Raw genomic sequence first — 21949 nt, 5'->3', positions numbered from 1 at the left:
TATAGATTCACCCAAAAAATTATATAAATGCTTGGAACGGAAGCCTATGCAGGAGTGCCAATGGCTTTATTTACTTTGGGGTCGGCTTGGGCAGCTTTCGTTGTAGGAAAACTTTCACAACGTTATGGACGACGCATCGGTTTATCGACAGGTTTTGTTGTTGGAGGGATCGGAGCAATTGGCGTTGTGATTGCAGCTATGATGAATAGTGTCATTTTATTATTTGCATCGCTCTTCATTTACGGTGCGGGAACATCCACAAATTTACAAGCTCGTTATGCTGGGACTGACTTAGCTAACTCTAAACAGCGTGCAACGGCCATTAGTATAACAATGGTCATGACAACATTTGGGGCTGTAGCAGGTCCGAATTTAGTTGAAATGATGGGTAAATTCGCCGTATCAATTGGTGTTCCATCACTTGCGGGTCCCTTTATTTTATCAGCCGCAGCATTTATTGTAGCAGGTCTTGTCCTTTTTATTCTGCTGCGTCCTGATCCGTTAGTTATTGCTCAAAGAATAGCAGCTTACAAAGCAAAACATGAGCCTGGAAATCAACCAGATGCTGTTGATAAAAAAATAGATAAAAAAGGGATTACAGTAGGTGCCACGGTGATGATCTTAACTCAAATTGTCATGGTTGCACTCATGACCATGACACCGGTACATATGCAGCATCATGGTTATGGATTAGCCGAAGTGGGAATTGTTATTGGTTTTCATATAGGTGCAATGTATCTTCCTTCACCTATCACGGGTGTACTTGTAGATAAATTAGGACGAACAACTATGAGCATAGCGTCGGGCATAACATTGTTACTTGCTGGTTTAATAGCAGCATTCGCACCAAGTGATTCAATGATTCTATTAATCATTGCTCTGTCTTTACTTGGATTGGGATGGAACTTTGGTTTAATTAGTGGTACTGCTCAAATAGTTGATTCTACAGAACCATCAACCCGGGCTAAAACCCAAGGAACACTCGATGTTTTTATTGCGTTAGCAGGTGCTGCTGGCGGTGCTCTTTCAGGAATGGTAGCTGCGAATACGAGTTATGCTACATTATCTTTAAGCGGAGGAATTTTATCTTTATTTCTCATACCTGTAATAGTTTGGTCCTTTAAAAGTAAAACATAATGCAGCTCCGTGCTCCATCACAAAAAAAGACATGCCCTCCATCATGGGAGAGCATGTCTTTTCTTCATCCTCCATAAAAATACGTTTTGCTTCATAGTAGAGCATCTGCACAAATTTCTTCACATTGACAAGCTGGATGCTAGTCTTTTTATGATGATGTCGACACATCCCCTTTTTTCTTGATGCTCGCTGTGATGAGCTGTGTCAATGTGTCAGAACCTTTTTTTGAAAGGTGAACACCATCAGGCTGGAAATAGGATGGCTGTCCACTAGCGGCTGAATGCCAATCAACCAAGGTGACATTTTGATCTTGATCGACCACTCGCTGAATTACACCATTCACATCATTTTCCCATGACCTCGGTACCCTCGTATTCACTAGGAAAATATGTGCCTTTGAAAAGTTTTGAATGAATGCTTTCAGCGTATCCTCAGTAAAATAACCATTTGTGCCAAGTTCAATGATAACAGCGGCATCAGATTGATTAAATGATTTGTATTGAGGGGCGATGCTGATGGCTTCATTCATCTGTCTGCCAACCTTCCCATCGATGGTGATCTGTTTATATGCTTTTTCAAGATTCGGCGCAATGTCTAACATGACAGAATCACCAATGGCAAGAATTTGGTGAAATTGTTTTTGATCAGCTGCTTTTTTCTCATGCTTTTCTTTCTTTTTCTTCTCTTTTGATTCCGAAGGTTCGGCTGTTTTTTTCGGTGCTGTCTTAATTTGCGTCACTTCCTTCACATGTGGGGAGGAAGTGGACGAGTTAGACATGCCAATGATAAATAAGATCAAAAGAGCTGCGGTGATTCCAAGGAACACCTTATTAGATGTAGACCATTGTTTGATTCCTTTTTTCCAAATAGACCAAGAGGCAAAATATTGTCTGAAGCCATGCTGGCGGATTGGCTGTTCGATGAAGCGATAGGAAGCCTCAGCAACTAGTAAAATGGCGATGAACTGCAATGTGACACGCACGATAGAAGGCTGTCCAATTTCAATGACCGGTGTGGTCAGTACGATAATGGGATAATGCCACAGGTAAATACCATAAGACCGCTTACCAAGCCAGACGAGCGGCGGAAAGGACAGCCACTTCCCTATAAGACTTGCAGGGTGGCAGACGCATGCAATTAAGATGGCCGCATTCAGACAGAATAAAAGCATGCCGCCCTGATAGAGAAAGGCATCGAAATCGTCCACTGCATAAACACAAAGTAGGAAAATCGCAAACGAACCGAACCCGGCAATATGTAAAATACGTCTGCCAACAGGAAGTAATTTCTTGCTGGATAGTCTTTGCATAGGCCACACAAATGCCAGACTGCACCCAATCAGGAGCGCAAATGCACGAGTATCTGTTCCATAATAAACCCTGCTTGGATCGGTATCTGGTGAATAAAGAATCGCCATCCATAGGGCGGAGACAAGTGCTAGGCCAAAGGTGATCATAGGCAGATGAGACCTGTTCTTTACCCATTTTAGCCCTGCAATCAACAGTACCGGCCAAATGATATAAAATTGCTCTTCAATTGCCAAAGACCACAAATTTTTCAGTGGAGATAGAGCATTGAAGCTATCAAAATATGAAAGCTCGTGAAAAATATACCACCAGTTACTGACATAAAAAAAGGACGATATGGCATCGCCACGAATGGACAATAATGCGTTTGAACCTGCAATCGCGCACCAGCTGACGGTTATAAAAATCATGATGTAAGCAGCTGGAAGAAGCCTCCTGATCCGTCCCATCCAAAATGGCAAAAGCTCTTGATAGTCTAAATCCTGCTTATGTAACAAGATCGTTGTAATCAAGTAACCAGAAATGACAAAAAATAAATCAACGCCAAGAAACCCGCCGCTTGCGGGTCCGATATGTAAGTGATAAGCAATGACTGCCAATACAGCAACGGCTCTTAGTCCATCTAATCCTAAAATATAACGAAAACGATTTTCCTTGCTGTTCATGAAAATGAATCCCCCATCAATGTCAAACGCTTCTTTTTGTTGTTCATTCAAAAGAGCAACGATTCTTTTATTTTATATAAGATTAGACGAATCAGCATTACATTTTGTTGGCGAATTTCTGTCTTTTTTAAAATTTTTCATACGAAAAAAAAATTGGTGGATGAAGAGATGCCGAATTTGATACTCAAAACCAAAATCCCTGTCATAATAAAAGAAGAAGGAAAGGGGATGTGTTGAATGAGAACGATCGAAAATGATCAGTTATTGGTTCAGATTCATGAAAAGGGAGCGGAAGTCAGGGAGGTGCTTGACAAGGAAAGCGGGCGTCACTATATGTGGTCTGGTGATCCAGCTTATTGGGGCAGGGTGTCGCCTGTCTTGTTTCCGATTGTTGGGCGATTAATGAATGATCAATACAAGATGGACGATCAAACCTTCGAGCTCACGCAGCATGGGTTTTTGCGTGATGTTAATTTTGCTTTATATGAAGAAACGAAGCATACGGTGGCCTTTCAATATGAATCAAGAGGCCGGCACGTGAAGCAATACCCGTATGAATTTACAGCACGTATTCGTTATGAACTATTGGAAAATGGACTGAAGATTTCCTGGGAAATTGATCATGATGGAGAAGATACGATGTATTTCTCCATTGGAGGGCACCCAGCATTTCGTGTTCCTCTTGTTGAAGGTGAGCAAGCAGCAGATTATTCACTCACATTGACACCTTGGACTGAACATCTCCCTGTGCAATATGAACTGCGGAATTCACTTGTCAGAGAGAAAGGAAAAGGCATTGAGATTGAGCCGATCCAGCTTCGGCCAGAGCTTTTTCAGCATGATGCGATGATCTTTAGCCATATCAATCGAGTGTCTTTGACTTCTAGGGCAGGTCACGGAGTTGAGGTCGATCTCACTGGTTTTCCGTTCGTGGGCATTTGGTCGCCTTATGATCAAGAAAAAGGAACGATGGCTCCTTTTGTTTGTATTGAGCCGTGGTATGGCATCGCCGATATGGAAGGGACGAATGGGGAGTATAAAGAGAAGTTTGGTATTCAAACATTAGAAAAAAATGATACCTTTCATGCTGCTTATACAATTTTCTTCAAATGAACATTTGTGCATGTTAAGGTGAACAATTTGTTATGATAGAAAAAAAAGGGGGCGTATGAATGGATCGAGAGAAACAACAGCTGAGTATTGAAGCGGCAAGGCTTTACTATTTGTCTGATTACAGCCAGCAGGAAATTGCCAAGCAGCTCAACTTGTCGAGACCGACCGTATCTCGGCTGCTTCAATATGCGAAAGAGAAGGGATACGTCCAGATTACAGTGATGGATCCGTTTGAGGATTTAAACGAGCTTTCTTCATTGCTCAAGGAAAAATATGACCTTCTCGAAGCACATGTGGTGTTTTCGCCAAAGGACGACTATCCAACCATCACCGATTATTTGAGCCGATTTGGTGCAGATTACTTGCAAGAAACGGTGAAAGACGGTGATATCGTTGGCGTGAGCTGGGGAACGACTATGTATCAAATTGCACAAAAGATGCAACCTAAACAGGTAAAAGGTGTAGAGGTTGTCCAGCTCAAGGGTGGAATCAGCCATTCTCATGTGAATACATATTCTGCGGAAACCATTCAGTTGTTTGCTGAGGCCTTTCAAACAGCACCGCGCTATTTGCCGCTTCCTGTTGTCTTTGATAGTGCTGCTGTCAAGGAAATGGTGGAGCAGGACAGACACATTCAGCGAATTATTGAAATGGGCAAGCAGGCGAATATCGCTGTGTTTACTGTTGGAACGGTAAGAGCTGAGGCACTTTTGTTTAGACTAGGTTATTTCCGTGAAGAAGAAAAAGCTCTCCTCAAGGCATCCAGTGTCGGAGACATTTGCTCGCGTTTTTATGATCAAGATGGACGCATTTGCAGTGAAGCCATTAACAATCGCACAATTGGTGTGGAGCTAGATGATTTAAGGACAAAAGAACGATCCATTCTTGTCGCTGGCGGTCATCGAAAGGTGGCTTCTATACACGGCGCACTAAGAGGAAAATATGCGAATGTATTGATCATCGATCAGCACACAGCGAGGGCTCTTTTAAATGTCACAAAATAGATGAACAAAATTTCATAACCATGTTTACAATTGTTCACCTGTCATATATGATGAAAGTATCATAATTAAAAGGAAGTGTGAAGCATGACGATAGCAAAACTCATTGATCATACAGCACTAAAATCAGATACAACTAGAGCTGCCATTATGCAGTTACTTGAAGAAGCAAAGACTTATCAATTTGCATCCGTTTGCGTGAACCCAACATGGGTGTCTCTTGCGGCGAAAGAATTAGCAGGAACAGGCGTTGATGTATGTACAGTCATCGGTTTTCCGTTAGGCGCAAACACAACAGCGGTGAAAGCATTTGAAACAAAAGATGCGATTGAAAACGGAGCGACAGAAGTAGATACTGTCATCAATATCGGAGCACTAAAAGACGGCGAATATGATGTCGTTGAGCAAGATATTCGCGCAGTTGTAGACGCGGCAAAAGGGAAGGCACTTGTGAAAGTCATTATTGAAGCGTGCCTACTTACTGATGCAGAAAAAGTCAAAGCTTGTGAGCTTTCAGTGAAAGCAGGCGCTGATTTTGTGAAAACATCGACTGGATTTAGTACAGGCGGTGCAACAGCTGAGGACATCGCATTAATGCGTAAAACAGTAGGGCCTGATATCGGTGTGAAAGCATCAGGCGGCGTGAGAACAAAAGAAGACGTTGAGGCAATGACAGCTGCAGGTGCTACCCGTATTGGTGCAAGTGCAGGCGTTTCCATTATCAAAGGGGATCAATCAGCTCCTTCGAAAGACTATTAATTCATACGATCCTATGGTAGGATAACATTCATGACTCATAAATGATGAAAAAGTCATATGCGGAAGGAACTCGCTTCTGGGAATTTCTTCCGCGTTTTGTTTACGAAATAGGGTTTGTTCCATACAAGCGCATTAATGTAAACGAATTCATTCAAGGAGGAAAAACATGAAATACGTGATTGGTATCATCGGTTTGCTAGTGATTCTCGCCATTGCATGGCTGGCTAGTAATGGGAAAAAACGAGTGAAATTCCGTCCAGTAATTGTCATGATTGTACTGCAATTTATTTTAGGTTATATCCTGCTCAATACAGGTGTTGGAAACTTCCTAGTCGGAGGCTTTGCAAAAGGATTCCAAATGCTTCTAGGCTATGCCGGCGAAGGAATCAACTTTGTATTTGGCGGGTTAATGAATGATAAAGCGTCTACGTTCTTCATCAATGTTTTACTGCCGATCGTTTTTATCTCAGCGTTAATCGGTATCCTGCAGCATTGGCGTATTCTTCCGCTTATCGTACGTGGAATCGGATATTTGCTTAGTAAAGTAAACGGTATGGGAAAACTAGAATCTTACAACGCAGTAGCGTCTGCGATTTTAGGTCAATCAGAAGTCTTTATTTCTATTAAGAAACAACTTGGATTATTACCTCAGCAGCGTCTTTATACATTATGTGCATCTGCAATGTCGACGGTATCGATGTCGATTGTTGGTGCGTACATGCAAATGATTAAGCCAGAGTACGTGGTTACAGCACTTGTGCTGAACCTATTTGGTGGATTTATTATCGCATCGATCATCAATCCATATGAAGTATCTAAGGACGAAGATATGCTTGAAGTCGTTGAGGAAGAAAGACAATCCTTCTTCGAAATGCTTGGCGAATATATTATGGATGGTTTCAAAGTAGCGATTGTTGTTGCTGCAATGTTGATTGGATTCGTTGCATTAATTGCGATGATTAACGGTATCTTTACAGCTGCCATTGGTGTTTCTTTCCAAGATGTACTTGGATATGTCTTTGCTCCATTTGCGTTCATTGTTGGTGTTCCTTGGAGCGAAGCGGTACAAGCAGGAAGCATTATGGCGACCAAAATGGTATCTAACGAATTTGTGGCAATGCAAATTCTATCCGGTGATGCTTTCCAATTCAGTGCTCGTACAGAAGCGATCATTTCTGTATTCCTTGTATCATTCGCTAACTTCTCTTCTATCGGTATCATTGCAGGAGCAGTCAAAGGCTTAAACGAAAAGCAAGGGAACGTTGTCGCACGCTTTGGATTAAAGCTGTTATTCGGTGCAACTCTTGTCAGCTTCTTAACAGCAGGCGTTGTCGGTTTAATTTTCTAATTTAAAAAAAGGAATGGTGAAAACAATGAGAATGGTAGATATCATTGCGAAAAAACGTGACGGAAAAGAATTATCTTCAGAGGAAATTTCTTTCTTTGTCAAAGGTTATACGGACGGAACAATTCCTGACTACCAAGCAAGTGCCTTGGCTATGGCAATTTTCTTCCAAGATATGACGGATCAAGAACGTGCAGACTTAACACTCGCTATGGCGAACTCAGGAGATACAATTGACCTGTCTGCCATTGAGGGTATTAAAGTAGACAAGCACTCAACAGGTGGTGTAGGTGATACAACTACGCTTGTACTCGCTCCTCTTGTTGCGGCACTAGATGTACCTGTTGCGAAAATGTCTGGGCGCGGCCTTGGGCATACAGGCGGTACAGTGGACAAGCTTGAAGCGGTCAAAGGCTTCCATGTAGAAATTACAAAAGACGAATTCATCGAGCTCGTGAACCGTCATAAAGTAGCGGTCATTGGCCAATCAGGCAACCTGACACCAGCTGATAAAAAGCTGTATGCTCTTCGTGATGTGACAGGAACTGTTAACTCAATTCCGCTTATTGCAAGCTCCATTATGAGTAAGAAAATTGCTGCTGGTGCAGATGCGATTGTACTTGATGTGAAAACAGGCGCAGGTGCTTTCATGAAAACACCAGAAGACTCAGAGAAGCTTGCAAAAGCCATGGTGCGCATCGGAAACAACGTTGGCAGACAAACGATGGCGGTCATCTCTGACATGTCTCAGCCGCTAGGATTAGCGATTGGAAATTCCCTTGAAGTGAAAGAAGCGATTGATACGCTTCGAGGCGAAGGTCCTGAAGACTTAAACGAGCTTGTGCTCACATTAGGAAGTCAAATGGTCGTTCTTGCGAAAAAAGCAGACACACTTGATGAAGCAAGAGAAAAGCTGATTGAAGTGATGAAAAACGGCAAAGCACTTGAGAAATTCAAGGAATTCTTAGAAAACCAAGGTGGAGACAGCTCAATTGTGGATCAGCCTGAAAAACTGCCGCAAGCACCTTACAAAATCGAAGTACCTGCAAAAGAATCAGGTGTCGTAGCTGAAATCGTCGCGGACGAAATCGGTGTTGCAGCGATGATTCTTGGAGCAGGACGCGCAACAAAAGAGGACGATATCGACTTATCTGTCGGCATCATGCTGAACAAAAAAGTGGGCGATCGTGTTGAAAAAGGAGATTCACTTGTGACACTGCATGCGAATCGAGAAGATGTTGCAAATGTCATGGAGAAAATTTATGACAACATCCGCATCGCTGATCATGCCGATGCACCAACTTTGATCCACACGGTCATTACTGAATAAAGAAAAAGGACAAAAGTGATTCGTCGCTTTTGTCTTTTTTTATGCTCGTCATTTTCTATTGAAATAAAAAAATTCACTTTATGAAACAAACCTCTTGCAATCATCAAACAATGGGTGTATATTAATTGACGAGTCAATGATTGATATATCAAGTAATTGATTTCCGAATAGAAAAGAGGGGATGGCATTGACTGCATTTTGCTCTGAAGAGGCAGAGGTATTATATCGTTTGCAGTGCGTGAACCGTATGATGGGCGTGAAGTTCGAAGCATGCACGGGCATCAGCCAATCAAGACTTGAGTTGCTATCGCTGTTATTCCAAGCCGATGAAATCAGCCAATCAGATTTGCAGAAAAAAGTAAATATTGATAGTGCAGCTGTGACGCGTCACTTAAAACAGTTAGAAACAAAAGGAATGGTCACACGCAGAAGAAAACCAGAAGATAATCGAGTCACACTTGTTCGCTTAACAGACGAAGGCAGAACAAGAATCGAAGCTTCTAAAATAGAAAAAGAACGATTTATCTCAGAAATGCTTGAAAACGTAAGTGAAGAAGAACGAAGGCTTCTCACTGATGTGCTCATCCGTATACAACAAAACATCGAAAAGATTCAAACAACCTAAAGGAGTGTTACACATGGCTACAACATTAAAAACAAACGATTTTATGGAAATTATGAAAGGGCGCCGCTCTATTCGTAACTATGATCCATCTGTGAAAATCAGCAAAGAAGAAATGACAGAGATTTTAGAAGAAGCAACAACTGCACCATCATCAGTGAATGCACAGCCTTGGCGCTTCATGGTGATTGACAGCCCAGAAGGAAAAGAAAAGCTTGCACCACTTGCAAAATTCAACCAAACACAAGTGTCAACATCAGCAGCTGTCATTGCAGTTTTTGCAGATATGAAAAGCGATGAATACTTAGAAGAAATTTATTCAAAAGCAGTAGAGCATGGCTACATGCCGCAAGAAGTGAAAGAAAGACAAATTGCTGCATTAACTGCACACTTTGAGGTTCTTCCAGAGCAAGTGAACCGCGAAACAATTTTAATTGACGGTGGGATTGTGTCTATGCAGCTTATGCTTGCTGCACGTGCACACGGTTATGATACAAATCCAATTGGCGGATATGATAAAGAAGTAATTGCTGAAACATTTGGCTGGGATAAAGAACGTTATGTACCAGTCATGCTGCTATCAATTGGGAAAGCAGCTGACGAAGGCTATGCATCTTACCGTTTACCGGTTGATCGTATTGCTGAGTGGAAATAATATCTTTTCAAAAGGAGACGATCAAATGATTATTATTCATGCAGGGATGACCATTCATCCAGAAAAAGAAAACATATTTTTAGAAGAAATCAACGAATTAATGAAAGCTTCACAGGCTGAAGAAGGCAATGTTTCCTACAAGCTGTTCAAGGATACAGATAAGGAAAATACCTTTTTAATGGTAGAAGTGTGGAAAGATGACGCTGCGGTTCAAAGCCATAATGCAAGTGCTCATTTCCAGGCTTTCGTAGCGAAGGCAAAAGAATTCTTAGCCGCTCCACTTGACGTGGTTGCCTTTCAAGGCCAGCAGCTTTCATAGAAAAACAACAAACACCCTAGGCGATTATCGCCTAGGGTTCTTTTATTTTCGACATATGGTTTCACCCATTTCATTCACGTATTGTGCATTTTCCACAAAATTTCTGAAAATAAAATGTTTTTCGACTTAACTATATTGGAATATGCTAGAATTAGATATTATTTATTACCAAAATAGGGAGGAACCAATATGAAACAAGGGAAATGGACGAAAATTGCACTAACCGCTGTGCTAAGTTTAGGCACATTGACAGCTTTCAGCACCCCTCTATCTGCCCACACCACAGAAAAATCAACATCCTCTGACGGCGGTCACTATTCAGGTATTCCATTTGACTCAAGCGTCGTAAATGAAGACCGTCTCGTCAAAGCCTTGAAAAAACAAGGAAAGATCAAAAAGAATGCCAATGAGGCAGAAACCCAAAAAGCATTAAAGAACTATCTAAAGAAAAAAGAAGAATCGGCAATGAAACAAAGTGCCAGCACTTTAACAGAAGAGCCTGAATTCCTCAAAGAATACAAACAAGAGGTACATAACAAACTTGCCAAAAAGAAAAAGTTAAAGAAGCATAAAGGAAAAGAAGGCAATCAAGTAAAACCGGTCAAAAAGGAAAAGTATAAAGGTGACGTCCGCAATGATAAGGTATTGGTTTTATTAGTAGATTTTAAAGATTATAAGCATAATAGTATCAAAAAAGAAGAGACTGATATGTATTATGACAAGTTTGATCAACAGCATTATCAAGATATGCTTTTCGGAAAAAATGGCTACATCGGTCCAGATGGGAAACGAAAAGTATCCATGAAGCAATATTATGAAAAGCAATCCGGCGGCAGTTACACAGTCAGTGGAACAGTTGCAGGATGGTATACAGCGAAGCATGAAGCAGCATATTACGGCGGGAACGTACCTGACGATTCAGGCAGTGACGGCAGACCGCGCGAATTGGTAAAAGAAGCACTCGAAGCAGCAGCCAAAGATCCGAATGTTGATCTCGGCGAGTATGATCAATGGGACCGCTATGATATTGATGGCGACGGTGTTTATAACGAGCCAGACGGCATCATTGACCATCTGATGGTCGTTCACGCGGGTGTAGGTGAAGAAGCAGGCGGCGGACAACTTGGCGCTGATGCGATTTGGTCACACCGCTGGTCACTTGGCGATGTATTTGAAATTCCGGATACTGAATCTGAAGTCGGACAAGGAGGGAAATTAGGCGCATTGGATTACACCATTGAGCCTGAAGATGGCGCAGCAGGTGTGTTTACACATGAATTTGGACATGATCTTGGTCTTCCTGACGAGTACGATACACAGTACACAGGCAACGGAGAGCCCGTTTCTTATTGGTCGATCATGTCAAGCGGAAGCTGGGCAGGTAAAGTTCCTGGTACGGAACCAACAGGCTTTAGCCCATATGCGAAAGAAATGCTTCAAAATCTGCATGGGGGCAACTGGCTTTCTGGACAAACCATCGATGGTAAAACATTAAAGAAAAGCAAAACCGTCTTAATTGATGAAGCAGCAACAAAAGGAACGAACCATGATGCCGTTCGAGTCGATTTACCAGATAAAGAGATTGTCGTCACGACACCTGCTCAAGGAAAATATTCGTACTTCAGCGGAACGGGTGACAATTTGAATGCAACCATGACGACAACAGGTATTGATTTATCAAAAGGAAGCAAAGCAGAGCTGACATTTAAAGCGTGGTACGATATTGAAGAAGATTATGATTATGCGTATGTCGAAGTGCGTGAAACAGGGACTGATCAATGGAAGACCATCGCGGGTAACATCACGAATGATCGAAATGAAGCAGGTGCAAACGAAGGCAATGGCATCGATGGAAAATCAGACGGCTGGGTAGATGCATCCTTTGACCTGTCTGCTTATGCAGGGAAGAAAATCGACCTGCAATTCCGTTACACAACCGATGCAGGCTATTCACTTCCAGGTTTATTCGTAGATGATCTGAACGTCAAAGCAGACGGAACGAACGTATGGTCAGATGATGCCGAGGGTACATCTACTTTTACCTTTAATGGATTCTCAAAATCTAATGGAAAACAATATGCAGCACAATACTATTTACTAGAGTGGCGCTCTTATGCTGATGTCGATAAAGGCTTAAAGCATATTAAACGCGGTGCAAGTCTGATGAGCTATAATAACGGTTTGGTCGTGTGGTTAGTCGATCAATCATACAGTGATAACTGGGTTGGAAAGCATCCGGGGAACGGCTTCCTTGGCGTAGTAGATGCAGATCAGCAAGTATTAAAATGGAGTGACGGTTCCATTGCCGCCACAGGCTTCCAAGTACATGATGCAGCATTCTCTTTGAATCCAAGTACGAAGCTGAATATCGATTATACAGCAACAACGGGCTTAACTTTGCAAGATCGCTACATTCGCCCGGCTCGTACATTTAGTGATAAAAAGAACTATGTGAATCCAAACAACCCAGATGCAGGACGCGATGTACCGAACTATGGATTATCCTTTAAAGTCGTTGGACAAAGTAAGGATCGTTCTGTTGGAAAGGTGTTAATTTCGAAAAGTAACTAAATAGAAAGCCGGATTCTACTATTGAATCCGGCTTTTTGATATGTGAGAAAAGGATTATAAGGACACGATTTGGTTTTTAATCGAATGTCTGTTCTTTTTTATTTTGATATCCGATTGAAACCATTATATAATAGAGCCTGGAAGGTTTTTCTTTCAACCATGATTCTTTTAGCTGTTAAAACAAAGGAAAGGATGAGCGTTACCAATGAGTTATGTCACTGCCAAGCAATTAAAGGTGATTCGAGGGACGATGCAGACTTTTTGCAGCCATTTGGAGTATGATGGTCATGGTAAGCTTCATATCAATACCATCATGGCTTTTATTAAAAAGGAATTCGGCGTGAGAAAAATGAAAGACATTCCACAAAGTCGCTTTACAGAAGCGCTAGAATTAATACAAGACTTTGATTTATACACGGATAAAATAGAAATTCGTGAACGTCTATCAGAAAGGAATTAACTAAATTGAATATTTTAGCAATGATTTTAGTAGGAATTGTCGCATTAGAACACATTGTCATCATGTTATTAGAAATGTTTTTTATGGAATCAAAGATGGCGAAGAGATCTTTTAAGCTGCCAGAACACTTGCAAAAAGATCCAAATGTCAAAGTGATGTTTGCTAATCAGGGGCTTTATAACGGGTTTTTAGCAGCAGGACTCATTTGGGGACTCATTCTTGGATCGAATACCGTTGGATATATGATTCAGCTATTTTTCATTCTTTGTGTGATCATCGCAGCAGTATTTGGCGGTGTAACATCCAATAAATCAATTATCCTCAAACAAGGAGTACCAGCGCTTCTTGCATTAATTGCACTGATGCTGGCGATCTAATCTTAAATAAAACCGCCCCTAGAAAGGGCGGCTTTTATCTTTTTCGAAGTCCCATCAAACGAATAATGGATGTCAGACAAAGGGCAACAGCAACGGCCAAAATGATTTTTCCGTACATGACCCCTGTTAGGTTCATCAAAAAGACGGCCAATATAATACAGAGCGTGATGATGATCATCACAATCGAATAGGTTTTCATCTCTTTTTCCACTCCTTTAAAAATCCCCTCATGTGACACGAGAGATCTGTCAATCTTTCCTCATATTATATCACTCAATGACAATTTTACATGAAATTCCCTACCAATAGAATGTGACATATTGATTAGATTTTGAGTCATACCATATTTTTTAGAAAATCGGGTATAACATAAAGAACTGACCCAAAGTCATATTGCTTGATATTTAATTGTGCAAAATATAAAATAACCACAGGATAAATCGAAAGGATGATCAAGATGAGTAAGAAAGTGTTATTAGTATCGACAAGCAGCCCAGAAATGAATGGACATCCAACAGGCTTATGGTTAGAAGAGTTAGCAGAGCCATTTCATATTTTTAAAGAAAATGAACTAGAAGTACAAATTGTCTCTATTCAAGGTGGCACTGTACCAATTGACAAAAATTCAATTCCTGAAGGTGTCCCAGCGCAATATCAAGATGTGTATGAACTACTTCAAGACACAAAGGCGCTTACAGATGTGAATCCAACTGATTATGACGGCATTTTCTTTGCTGGGGGACACGGTCCTATGATCGACTTTGCGTCTAATCAATTGGTAGCGGATGCGATCTTAGCGGTTTCAGATAAAAATGGTTCGATCGGAGCCGTTTGTCATGGTGTTTCAGCATTCGTTGATGTGAAGGACGAAAATGGCAAATCATTTATCGAAGGCAAAAAAATCACAGGCTTCACCAACGAAGAAGAGGAAGCCGTGCAGCTGACATCAAAGGTTCCATTTTTATTGGAAACAAAACTTCGTGAGCAGGGGGCAGCGTTTGAAAAAGGAGATGCCTTTGCGCCATTTGCTGTCGTTGACGGACAAATCATTACTGGACAAAACCCAGGATCAAGTGCAGAAACAGCACGTTTGTTTGTTAAAACTATTGCATAAAACGATCAAAAACCAGCCGTTACTGATGCGGCTGGTTTTTTTGTTATAAAAATGTCCCAAAAAAGACCAAAACAATGATTGGAATAATGGTAAAATTATAACAGGGTAAAAAACCCAAATGAGGAAAAGGGGATGTTCCTGTGAGAGCATTTTATGTCAAAATCACTGCAGCTTTACTGTCTGTTTTACTCGTCGCAACAGGTTTGTTTTCACCAGCATTAAAAGCAGAAGAAGCACCAAAATCAAGTGGGAAACAATCACTCCTGACAGAAAAAGCGATTCAGCAAGTGCAAGAGTCGTTTGAAAAGCAGGATAAAGGAACTGCGGTTCAACAGAAGCAAGTAAAAAAATCATTTAAAGTAGATAAGAAAAAGGGAATAAGTATTAAACGAAAAGCGGCTGCAGATGGAAAAATGCGGACGTCTGCCGTTCACTCTATTGATGGGCTAGCTATTAATCAATCGGCAGTTTTAAACGAGGAAGATCCAGTTGATTTATGGTTCTTAAGTACATCGTCCCCTCAGGCACTTATCAGTAGGATTACCTCTCCAAATGCTGATTATTTCGTTCAATTGTTTGTTGTTGATTATGAAACAGGACAAGCCTACCCAACGGATCTTATTCAACCGGCAGGCAGTCTGCTTGCGTTAAGCAATTTACCAGCGGGTGATTATGCGTTTGGTATTACCAGTGGTGGAGACTTTGGAGACTCATATACATTACAGGTAAATGCCAAAAACCCACCAAATTTCACAGGTGCTGAATCCCTGTCATCAACATTGCAATACTTTGTCGCTACGTATGCCAATGGGGATGTTTTCGCAAATGGTACAAAAGTGTATAACAAACAATCTAAGACCGCCGATTATAAATGGGAGCGTGTATTTTACTTCTCATATGATGGAAAATATGAACAGAGAACTCATTCTGTTGACAGTGTGAAGGTGAAAAGTATTTCGGCACCAGTGTCGTACTCTGCTCCATACGCAAGTTCCTCAGAGGCCATTCTCGTCTACTTAGATGTGGAGACTTTATTTATGTATCATGAATCATCGTTTGCTAGCGGGCAGTACTACCATAGTAGCTTTGTTGATACACTTGGGAAGACAACACCAAGACGCTTAGATATTGATGATATGACAAATTACGGTGATCATATTTTAGCTGTAGATTTAAAAACAGGAAAGCCGATTGATTTCTTCAGTGTGTTGAATTTCTACTATGCTGCAGGGATCGAGAAACTGCCAACAATCAGAACGTTGAATTAAGAAGGCGGTTGACATCAAATCGCCACATGTGTAGAGTAAAGATAATTAAATGACAAAAGTCCACTAGGGGAGTCATGTATGACTGAGACAAGAGAAAATCTTGGACCCTTTGAACCTGATCTAGTTCGTACTAGCGGAGGGAAGTGGAGCTGGACCTTGTCTTATTCATGATTGAATCGATAAGAAGGCCGCTCCATTTGGGGTGGCTTTTTCATTTATTCAACTGAAGAAGAGGAGGCTTTTTTTATGACATTTTCTACGCAATTAAGGAAAGAAGCAGAACCGTTATTTGAAGCCATTTATCAGCATCCGTTCGTTAGAGGCCTGGCAGCAGGAAAGCTGGAAAAGGAACAGATCATTCATTATGTCAAACAGGATGCAGAATACTTACAAGCATTCATTAAAATTTATGCAGCAGCGCTCAGCAAATGTACAGACAGAGAGGATATTGCGTTTTTTCATCAGCAGATTGCGTTTGTACTAGATAGTGAAACGCACCCTCATCAAAACCTTTGCCGAGTGGCAGGAGTAGCATATGATGAGCTCCAAGGTGCTTCTTTGGCTCCGAGTGCTCATCACTATATTCATCACATGCTGCAAGTCGCACAGGAAGGTACGCTTGGTGAAATCATCGCTGTCCTGCTTCCATGTCCTTGGACATATTGGGAAATAGGGAAACGAATGCTCACAGATGTGCAGCCAGACCTGTCACATCCGTTTTATGAATGGATCACGTTTTATGGAGGGTTAACCGATTCTGTCACAGGTGAGCTTTGCAAACGGCTCGATCAATTGGCAGAAGCAGCAAGTGAGAAGGAAAAGGAAAAAATGAAACAGCATTTTATCTTAAGCTGCCAGCTCGAGTACAAGTTTTGGGAAATGGCCTTTACTGTTGAAGAGTGGCCAGTTCAACTGGAGGTGCATACATCATGACATGGAAGATGAAAGAAGTCGTCCTTGCCGTGATTTTATCCGTTGCGTGCGGTGTGATCTATTTAGGATGGTCCACACTTTACTTACCGATTACAGCACTTGTTGGCCCAGCAGGAGGCAATATCATGTTTGGAATATGGGTCATTGCCAGTCCAATCGTTGCGTATATCATTCAAAAGCCGGGGGCTGCCCTGATTGCGGAAACAGCTGCCGCGGCTGTGGAATTATTGACAGGCAGCCACTTCGGACTTTCAGCTCTGCTGATTGGTGTATGCCAAGGGCTTGGGGCAGAAATCGCCTTCGCTCTTTTTGGGTATAAACGATACCGCATGTGGACACTGATGCTGTCTGGTGCCTTTGCCGCTATCGGAGCGATGGCGTACAGTCTCGTGGCAAATGGCTTCGGATATTATACGCCTCAAGTTTTACTTATGACGCTTGTGACTCAAATCATTAGTGGAATGATACTTGGCGGATGCCTTGCGAAAGTGGTGGTGGACGCACTATCCAAAACTGGTGTACTCAATCAATATGCCATCATGAAAGAAAAACGAAATAAAGGTGAACAGCATGAATTCATTTCTCGCGTGCAATGATCTGACTGTCCGTTTTTATGAACAGCCTAAGCCAGTTTTGCATCAAATCTCTCTTACGATTCAAAAAGGGGAAAAGGTGCTTATTTTAGGACCGAGCGGAAGCGGGAAATCCACGCTCATTTCGGTTCTGGCTGGAATCATTCCAGAGCATGTGGAAGCTGACATGCAGGGCGAAGTGGTGTTACAAAGACATACAGGCGTCATGTTTCAAGATCCAGACTCTCAGTTTTGTATGCACCGCGTCAATGAAGAAATTGCCTTTAGCTTAGAGAATCGTTCCGTCCCACGTGAAGAGATGGATGACATCATTCAGCAGCTCATGCAAAAAGTCCAACTGGATGTCGATCCGCATACAGAGATTCACACTTTATCTGGCGGCATGAAGCAGCGATTGGCACTTGCTTGTTTACTAGCATTACAGCCGGATGTTCTATTCTTTGATGAACCAACCGCACAGCTTGACCCGGCAGGTAGAATGGACATATTTCAACTGCTGCAGCAGCTTGCAGCCGATCAGCAGCAAACCATGATTTTTGTAGAGCATGTGCTTGACGGAGTCATCGAATGGATGGATCGGGTGATTTTATTAGATGATCAAGGCAGCATTTTAGCAGATGGAGCTCCAAAAGATGTGCTCGTGACATATGAGGAAGAAATGAAAGAGGCAGGAATTTGGCGGCCAAAATTATTTCCCGAGAAATGGTCCACGATTATTCAAGATCCATTTCATCCACTGAGTCAAACCTTTATGCAAACCTATGAAGCAAGAAAAGCGCAGCATGAAAAAGTGCCGTCAATCGAACGAGAGACAATGATTCGTACAGAAAATCTTCAATTAAGCTACGGGAAAAAAAGGATTATGAGTAACCTTCAGCTTGATATCAAAGCAGGAGATTGGGTGGCGATTATTGGAGAAAATGGGAGCGGAAAAAGTACGTTTCTCAAACATTTGATCCGCTTAGAGCCAGCTAAAAAAGGTCATATTTTCTTAAAAGAAACAGACCTTAAAAAATGGTCTGACCGACTACTCTATGAAAAAGCAGGCTTTGTGTTTCAAAATCCGGAGCTTCAATTTATACAAGACACAGTATTCGATGAAATTGCTTTTGGCGGCAGACAGCGCAACTGGCCAGAATCAGTCGTACAAGAAAAAACGGCCCAGCTGCTGAAAGAGTTCGGTTTAGAGAAGCATGCAAAAGCACATCCCTTCACCTTAAGTTTAGGGCAAAAAAGAAGATTGAGTGTTGCCACGATGCTCCTTTTTGATCAAGATGTATTGCTGTTAGATGAACCGACTTTCGGTCAGGATGAAAAAACAGCGAAGGAATTAATGAGGCGTTTAAAAGAACGGCAGCGCCAAGGCACGACCATTGTGATGGTTACACATGATATGGAGCTTGTCGATGAATGTGCCGATCAAGTGCTTCTTTTTCATCAAGGCAAGCATGTATATGATGGTCCCCCTTATGATCTATTTTCAAATCAGGAACTTGTCGATGCTTATCAGCTGAGAGCTCCCTTACATTATCGCTATGTGGCAGAAAGAAAGGATGTGCTGACAATTGCAAAGTAATCATTCCTTTCTTTCTACTGTGAATCCAGTCATGAAATTACTCGCTCACCTGCTTGCGATGGGCTGCCTCATGGCGATATCTGATCCTAAAACAACCTTTATCATCTGGCTGTTTGCTCTTGGCATTGGACTTGTTTTAGGTGGATGGAATATGAAGTATCTCATCACAAGGCTTGTCCCTTATCTGCTCTTTTTTATTCTCGTCTTTTGGATGATGGCGGCATTCGGCAAGGGGGATCATACTGTTTGGAAGTGGGCGTGGTTTCATATCACGGAGGAGAGTTTAAGAAATGGTCTCACCATCGCTTTCAGAATGCTTGGATTTGTGACATTTGGTCTCCTTTTTACGTCCACAACAGATTTGACGGCATTTATGATGAGTCTGATTCACCAATGCCGAATGTCCCCAAAATGGGCGTATGGGATGCTTGCCGGCTTCCGGTTTATTCCGTTATTTCAAAGTGAATTAAAACAAATGAAGGCTGCACATAAAATCAGAGGCTACAAGCAAAAAAACAGCTGGAAAGCCTTTATGCGTTATGCATTACCCCTTTTTACACAAGGTGTACGAAAATCAGAGCGCTTAGCGATTGCGATGGAAGCCAGGGGCTTCACAGGGACGAGAGAGCGAACGTATTATCATATCATCAGCACCTCATGGATTGACTACATGTATCTTTTTCTCATCGGTATCAGTGTCTTTATATGCATTTACTTTTTTTAAAAAACACCCACATTCACTAGATAGAATGTGGGCTTTTTATATGTCTTAGGTCATTTGATTGATATTAGTACACATTACAGGCTGTAATAGATCATATAACGAACCGATAAAGAAGATGTACTGAGAAAAAGAGAGGATGAACGTAAGCGAATGTCACAGAGAATCGATAACATAATAGACGCTTTACCAATCATTGGACTTGCTATGAGAGAACAGCTAACCTTTTCTGTTTTAGGGAAAGAGAAGGTTCTTTATTATCAGCAACATGGGAATATTGATTTAGGATTTAAAGCTGGTGATACAGTAGATCCTGGATTCCAAAACTTTGCGATGCTGAAAAATGGGAGAGAACCATCGTTTATCCAAATTCCGAAAGAAGTATACGGGATTCCAATGGATATCGTAGCCGTTCCAATTACTGATGAATCAGGTCAAGTGGTTGCTGCCTTCTGTGTGGCCTATGACCAAACCAATCAACAACGATTAGAGCACATCATGACGGAGAGCAACGAGGCTTCCGAAAAACTAGTCGCAATGGTACAGCAGGTTGCCGCACATTCAGAGGAACTACAAGCGACAAGTGAACAAATTCTACAAAATACGAAAACCACTGTCGAAAATTCCTCTAAAATCAATCAAGTGTCTAATCTCATTAAAGGTATCTCTGATCAAACGAACTTACTTGGACTTAACGCATCAATAGAAGCTGCAAGAGTGGGAGAAGCAGGAGCAGGCTTTGGAGTGGTCGCAACAGAAGTGAGAAAGCTGTCAACTCACGCGAAACAGGCGACAACTGATATTGAAACAGCCCTAAAAGATGTGCAGGGATCGATCAAAGGAATGGAAGAAGAAATTGCGCAAATTGTCGCTTCCTCTGAGCATCAGGCAGAACTTGTTGGCACTTTTACAAAAATTATTGAAGGTCTTCATGAAACAAACGAAACAATGAAATCATTGGCAAACGACTTAGTGAACTATCAAGTGAAATAAAAGAACGACAAAACCTCCAGCTGAATTGGAGGTTTTTTTATCATTTCAAGGTGAGAAACTTGTTAGAATTATGACCGTTTTATCGCTGACAGGCAGGATACACTTCTGTATGATAGAAAAAGAGAGACTAGTTTTGTCATTAGACCTATTCATAAGGAGGAAGATCATCGTGACACAATCAGCGAAGCTGAAAGAAATACTTGCACCCTACCGTCCGTTGTTAGATAAAACGGAAAAACCAATGATTCAATTACAGATGAAACAAGGAAAAACAGGACCATACGACAGCAAAATAGCTGGAGATCCTTACTTCCCCAAAAACGACGAATATCCGGTTGATGGCGAAGGGCATCCTATGAAACTTTTGGCACAAATTAATTTCGGCCAGCTTCCGAAGCTGAAAGATTATCCAGAAACAGGACTTTTGCAAGTCTTTATTTCTGTGCATGATGATCTTTATGGAATGAATATTGACCATAAAACAGAACAAAAAGATTTCCGGATCAAATTTATTGAAGAACCTTTCTTAGCAGAAGAAGAGTTATTGACCGATTTTTCTTTTGTGAAAATTCCAGACGATTTTTATTTTCCCGTTACGAAGGAAGGCGCAATTACAGGTGAATTAGCAAGCGAAACGATCAGTGTAGGAGATTTCCGTTTTGAAAAAGTCACAGGAAAGAACAGCTGGAACCTATTTGAAGATGCAGATGGTGTTAATGGTGATGAAGCAGATACCCTGTTGGATGAATTCTATGAAACAGAGAGTGGCTTTGGTCACAAATTGGGCGGGTATCCAGGGTTTACACAAGAAGATCCGCGTACCTATGTAGATCAAGAACATACTGTTTTGTTATTACAAATTGACTCAGATGATGAAGTAGATTTGATGTGGGGAGATTGCGGTATTGCCAACTTCTTTATCAAACCAGAAGACCTCAAACGAAAAAATTTCGAGAATGTTGTCTATAATTGGGACTGCTCCTGATTTTGTAAAAAACACACTTTAAACACTCTTTATAGAGTGTTTTTGTGTATGTTTTTAGACTTTTTTGCCCCTATTTCGTCATTTTTGAGAGGTAATATGTCATTC

21 protein-coding genes, 1 pseudogene and 1 riboswitch are annotated in these 21949 nt (G+C 41.5%); of the genes and pseudogenes, 20 read left to right on the top strand and 2 right to left on the bottom strand.

Annotated features, from left to right (window positions below):
- Positions 1 to 27: 27 nt before the first annotated feature.
- A pseudogene (locus tag QSJ46_RS04195) lies at positions 28 to 1137 on the top strand (MFS transporter); the annotation flags it as partial.
- A gap of 148 nt (positions 1138 to 1285) precedes the next feature.
- Here the strand turns inward: QSJ46_RS04195 and QSJ46_RS04190 are convergent.
- Positions 1286 to 3109 (bottom strand): acyltransferase family protein, encoded by a 1824-nt coding sequence (locus QSJ46_RS04190; RefSeq protein WP_285604323.1) that lies wholly within the window; start codon positions 3107 to 3109, stop codon positions 1286 to 1288.
- Positions 3110 to 3346: 237 nt separating this feature from the next.
- On the opposite strand from QSJ46_RS04190, the gene QSJ46_RS04185 reads away from it, so the two are divergent.
- The 11 genes from QSJ46_RS04185 (at position 3347) to QSJ46_RS04135 (ending at position 13661) form a co-directional block, all read left to right on the top strand.
- A complete protein-coding gene (locus tag QSJ46_RS04185) occupies positions 3347 to 4222 on the top strand; it encodes an aldose 1-epimerase family protein (protein WP_269773718.1) in 876 nt (291 codons plus the stop codon).
- A gap of 59 nt (positions 4223 to 4281) precedes the next feature.
- Positions 4282 to 5226 (top strand): DNA-binding transcriptional repressor DeoR, encoded by a 945-nt coding sequence (locus tag QSJ46_RS04180; protein ID WP_107162834.1) that lies wholly within the window; start codon positions 4282 to 4284, stop codon positions 5224 to 5226.
- An 84-nt stretch (positions 5227 to 5310) separates the two neighbouring features.
- Positions 5311 to 5982 (top strand): deoxyribose-phosphate aldolase, encoded by a 672-nt coding sequence (gene deoC, locus QSJ46_RS04175; protein ID WP_285604322.1) that lies wholly within the window; start codon positions 5311 to 5313, stop codon positions 5980 to 5982.
- 166 nt (positions 5983 to 6148) lie between these two features.
- The gene (locus QSJ46_RS04170; protein ID WP_039182637.1) at positions 6149 to 7330 is read left to right on the top strand and encodes a NupC/NupG family nucleoside CNT transporter; all 1182 of its coding nucleotides are present in this window, start codon (positions 6149 to 6151) and stop codon (positions 7328 to 7330) included.
- Between the two features lie 25 nt (positions 7331 to 7355).
- On the top strand, positions 7356 to 8657 hold the full coding sequence (locus QSJ46_RS04165; protein ID WP_039182634.1) for a pyrimidine-nucleoside phosphorylase: 1302 nt from the start codon (positions 7356 to 7358) through the stop codon (positions 8655 to 8657).
- Between the two features lie 181 nt (positions 8658 to 8838).
- Positions 8839 to 9282 (top strand): MarR family winged helix-turn-helix transcriptional regulator, encoded by a 444-nt coding sequence (locus QSJ46_RS04160; RefSeq protein WP_080772274.1) that lies wholly within the window; start codon positions 8839 to 8841, stop codon positions 9280 to 9282.
- A 13-nt stretch (positions 9283 to 9295) separates the two neighbouring features.
- Positions 9296 to 9934: a nitroreductase family protein gene (locus QSJ46_RS04155; protein ID WP_039182629.1), complete on the top strand. Its 639-nt coding sequence runs from the start codon at positions 9296 to 9298 to the stop codon at positions 9932 to 9934.
- A 25-nt stretch (positions 9935 to 9959) separates the two neighbouring features.
- Positions 9960 to 10253 (top strand): putative quinol monooxygenase, encoded by a 294-nt coding sequence (locus tag QSJ46_RS04150; RefSeq protein ID WP_285604321.1) that lies wholly within the window; start codon positions 9960 to 9962, stop codon positions 10251 to 10253.
- A 189-nt stretch (positions 10254 to 10442) separates the two neighbouring features.
- Positions 10443 to 12824 (top strand): immune inhibitor A domain-containing protein, encoded by a 2382-nt coding sequence (locus tag QSJ46_RS04145; RefSeq protein ID WP_047203552.1) that lies wholly within the window; start codon positions 10443 to 10445, stop codon positions 12822 to 12824.
- Positions 12825 to 13029: 205 nt separating this feature from the next.
- The gene (locus QSJ46_RS04140) at positions 13030 to 13284 is read left to right on the top strand and encodes an ORF6C domain-containing protein (protein ID WP_047203551.1); all 255 of its coding nucleotides are present in this window, start codon (positions 13030 to 13032) and stop codon (positions 13282 to 13284) included.
- Between the two features lie 5 nt (positions 13285 to 13289).
- A complete protein-coding gene (locus tag QSJ46_RS04135) occupies positions 13290 to 13661 on the top strand; it encodes a DUF1304 domain-containing protein (RefSeq protein WP_285604320.1) in 372 nt (123 codons plus the stop codon).
- Positions 13662 to 13695: 34 nt separating this feature from the next.
- On the opposite strand, the gene QSJ46_RS04130 is transcribed toward QSJ46_RS04135, so the two are convergent.
- On the bottom strand, positions 13696 to 13860 hold the full coding sequence (locus tag QSJ46_RS04130; protein WP_003214630.1) for a hypothetical protein: 165 nt from the start codon (positions 13858 to 13860) through the stop codon (positions 13696 to 13698).
- 258 nt (positions 13861 to 14118) lie between these two features.
- Here QSJ46_RS04130 and QSJ46_RS04125 point away from each other — a divergent pair, with 258 nt between their 5' ends.
- From QSJ46_RS04125 to QSJ46_RS04090, 8 genes are all read left to right on the top strand, one after another.
- Positions 14119 to 14775, top strand: a complete 657-nt coding sequence (locus QSJ46_RS04125) for a type 1 glutamine amidotransferase domain-containing protein (RefSeq protein ID WP_285604319.1) — start codon at positions 14119 to 14121, stop codon at positions 14773 to 14775.
- 140 nt (positions 14776 to 14915) lie between these two features.
- A complete protein-coding gene (locus QSJ46_RS04120; RefSeq protein ID WP_047202912.1) occupies positions 14916 to 16043 on the top strand; it encodes a hypothetical protein in 1128 nt (375 codons plus the stop codon).
- A 55-nt stretch (positions 16044 to 16098) separates the two neighbouring features.
- Positions 16099 to 16202: riboswitch (TPP riboswitch) on the top strand.
- An 87-nt stretch (positions 16203 to 16289) separates the two neighbouring features.
- The gene (gene tenA, locus QSJ46_RS04115; protein ID WP_047202913.1) at positions 16290 to 16976 is read left to right on the top strand and encodes a thiaminase II; all 687 of its coding nucleotides are present in this window, start codon (positions 16290 to 16292) and stop codon (positions 16974 to 16976) included.
- Complete coding sequence (locus tag QSJ46_RS04110) at positions 16973 to 17572, top strand: ECF transporter S component (protein ID WP_025093768.1); 600 nt, start codon at positions 16973 to 16975, stop codon at positions 17570 to 17572. The genes tenA and QSJ46_RS04110 overlap by 4 nt, the downstream gene beginning before the upstream one ends.
- Entirely contained in the window at positions 17547 to 19145 is a 1599-nt protein-coding gene (locus QSJ46_RS04105; protein ID WP_285604318.1) for an ABC transporter ATP-binding protein, read from the top strand. Before QSJ46_RS04110 ends, QSJ46_RS04105 begins: the two co-directional genes overlap by 26 nt.
- Positions 19135 to 19869, top strand: a complete 735-nt coding sequence (locus tag QSJ46_RS04100; RefSeq protein ID WP_285604317.1) for an energy-coupling factor transporter transmembrane component T family protein — start codon at positions 19135 to 19137, stop codon at positions 19867 to 19869. The genes QSJ46_RS04105 and QSJ46_RS04100 overlap by 11 nt, the downstream gene beginning before the upstream one ends.
- A gap of 150 nt (positions 19870 to 20019) precedes the next feature.
- Positions 20020 to 20859, top strand: a complete 840-nt coding sequence (locus QSJ46_RS04095; protein WP_039182599.1) for a methyl-accepting chemotaxis protein — start codon at positions 20020 to 20022, stop codon at positions 20857 to 20859.
- Between the two features lie 169 nt (positions 20860 to 21028).
- Positions 21029 to 21844, top strand: a complete 816-nt coding sequence (locus QSJ46_RS04090) for a YwqG family protein (RefSeq protein WP_212039759.1) — start codon at positions 21029 to 21031, stop codon at positions 21842 to 21844.
- Positions 21845 to 21949 lie beyond the last annotated feature (105 nt).

Origin of the sequence: Bacillus sp. YKCMOAS1, from assembly GCF_030268125.1 — a bacterium.
Taxonomy (GTDB): Bacteria; Bacillota; Bacilli; order Bacillales; family Bacillaceae; genus Bacillus; species Bacillus safensis.
This window is presented reverse-complemented; position numbering and strand designations above follow the sequence as displayed.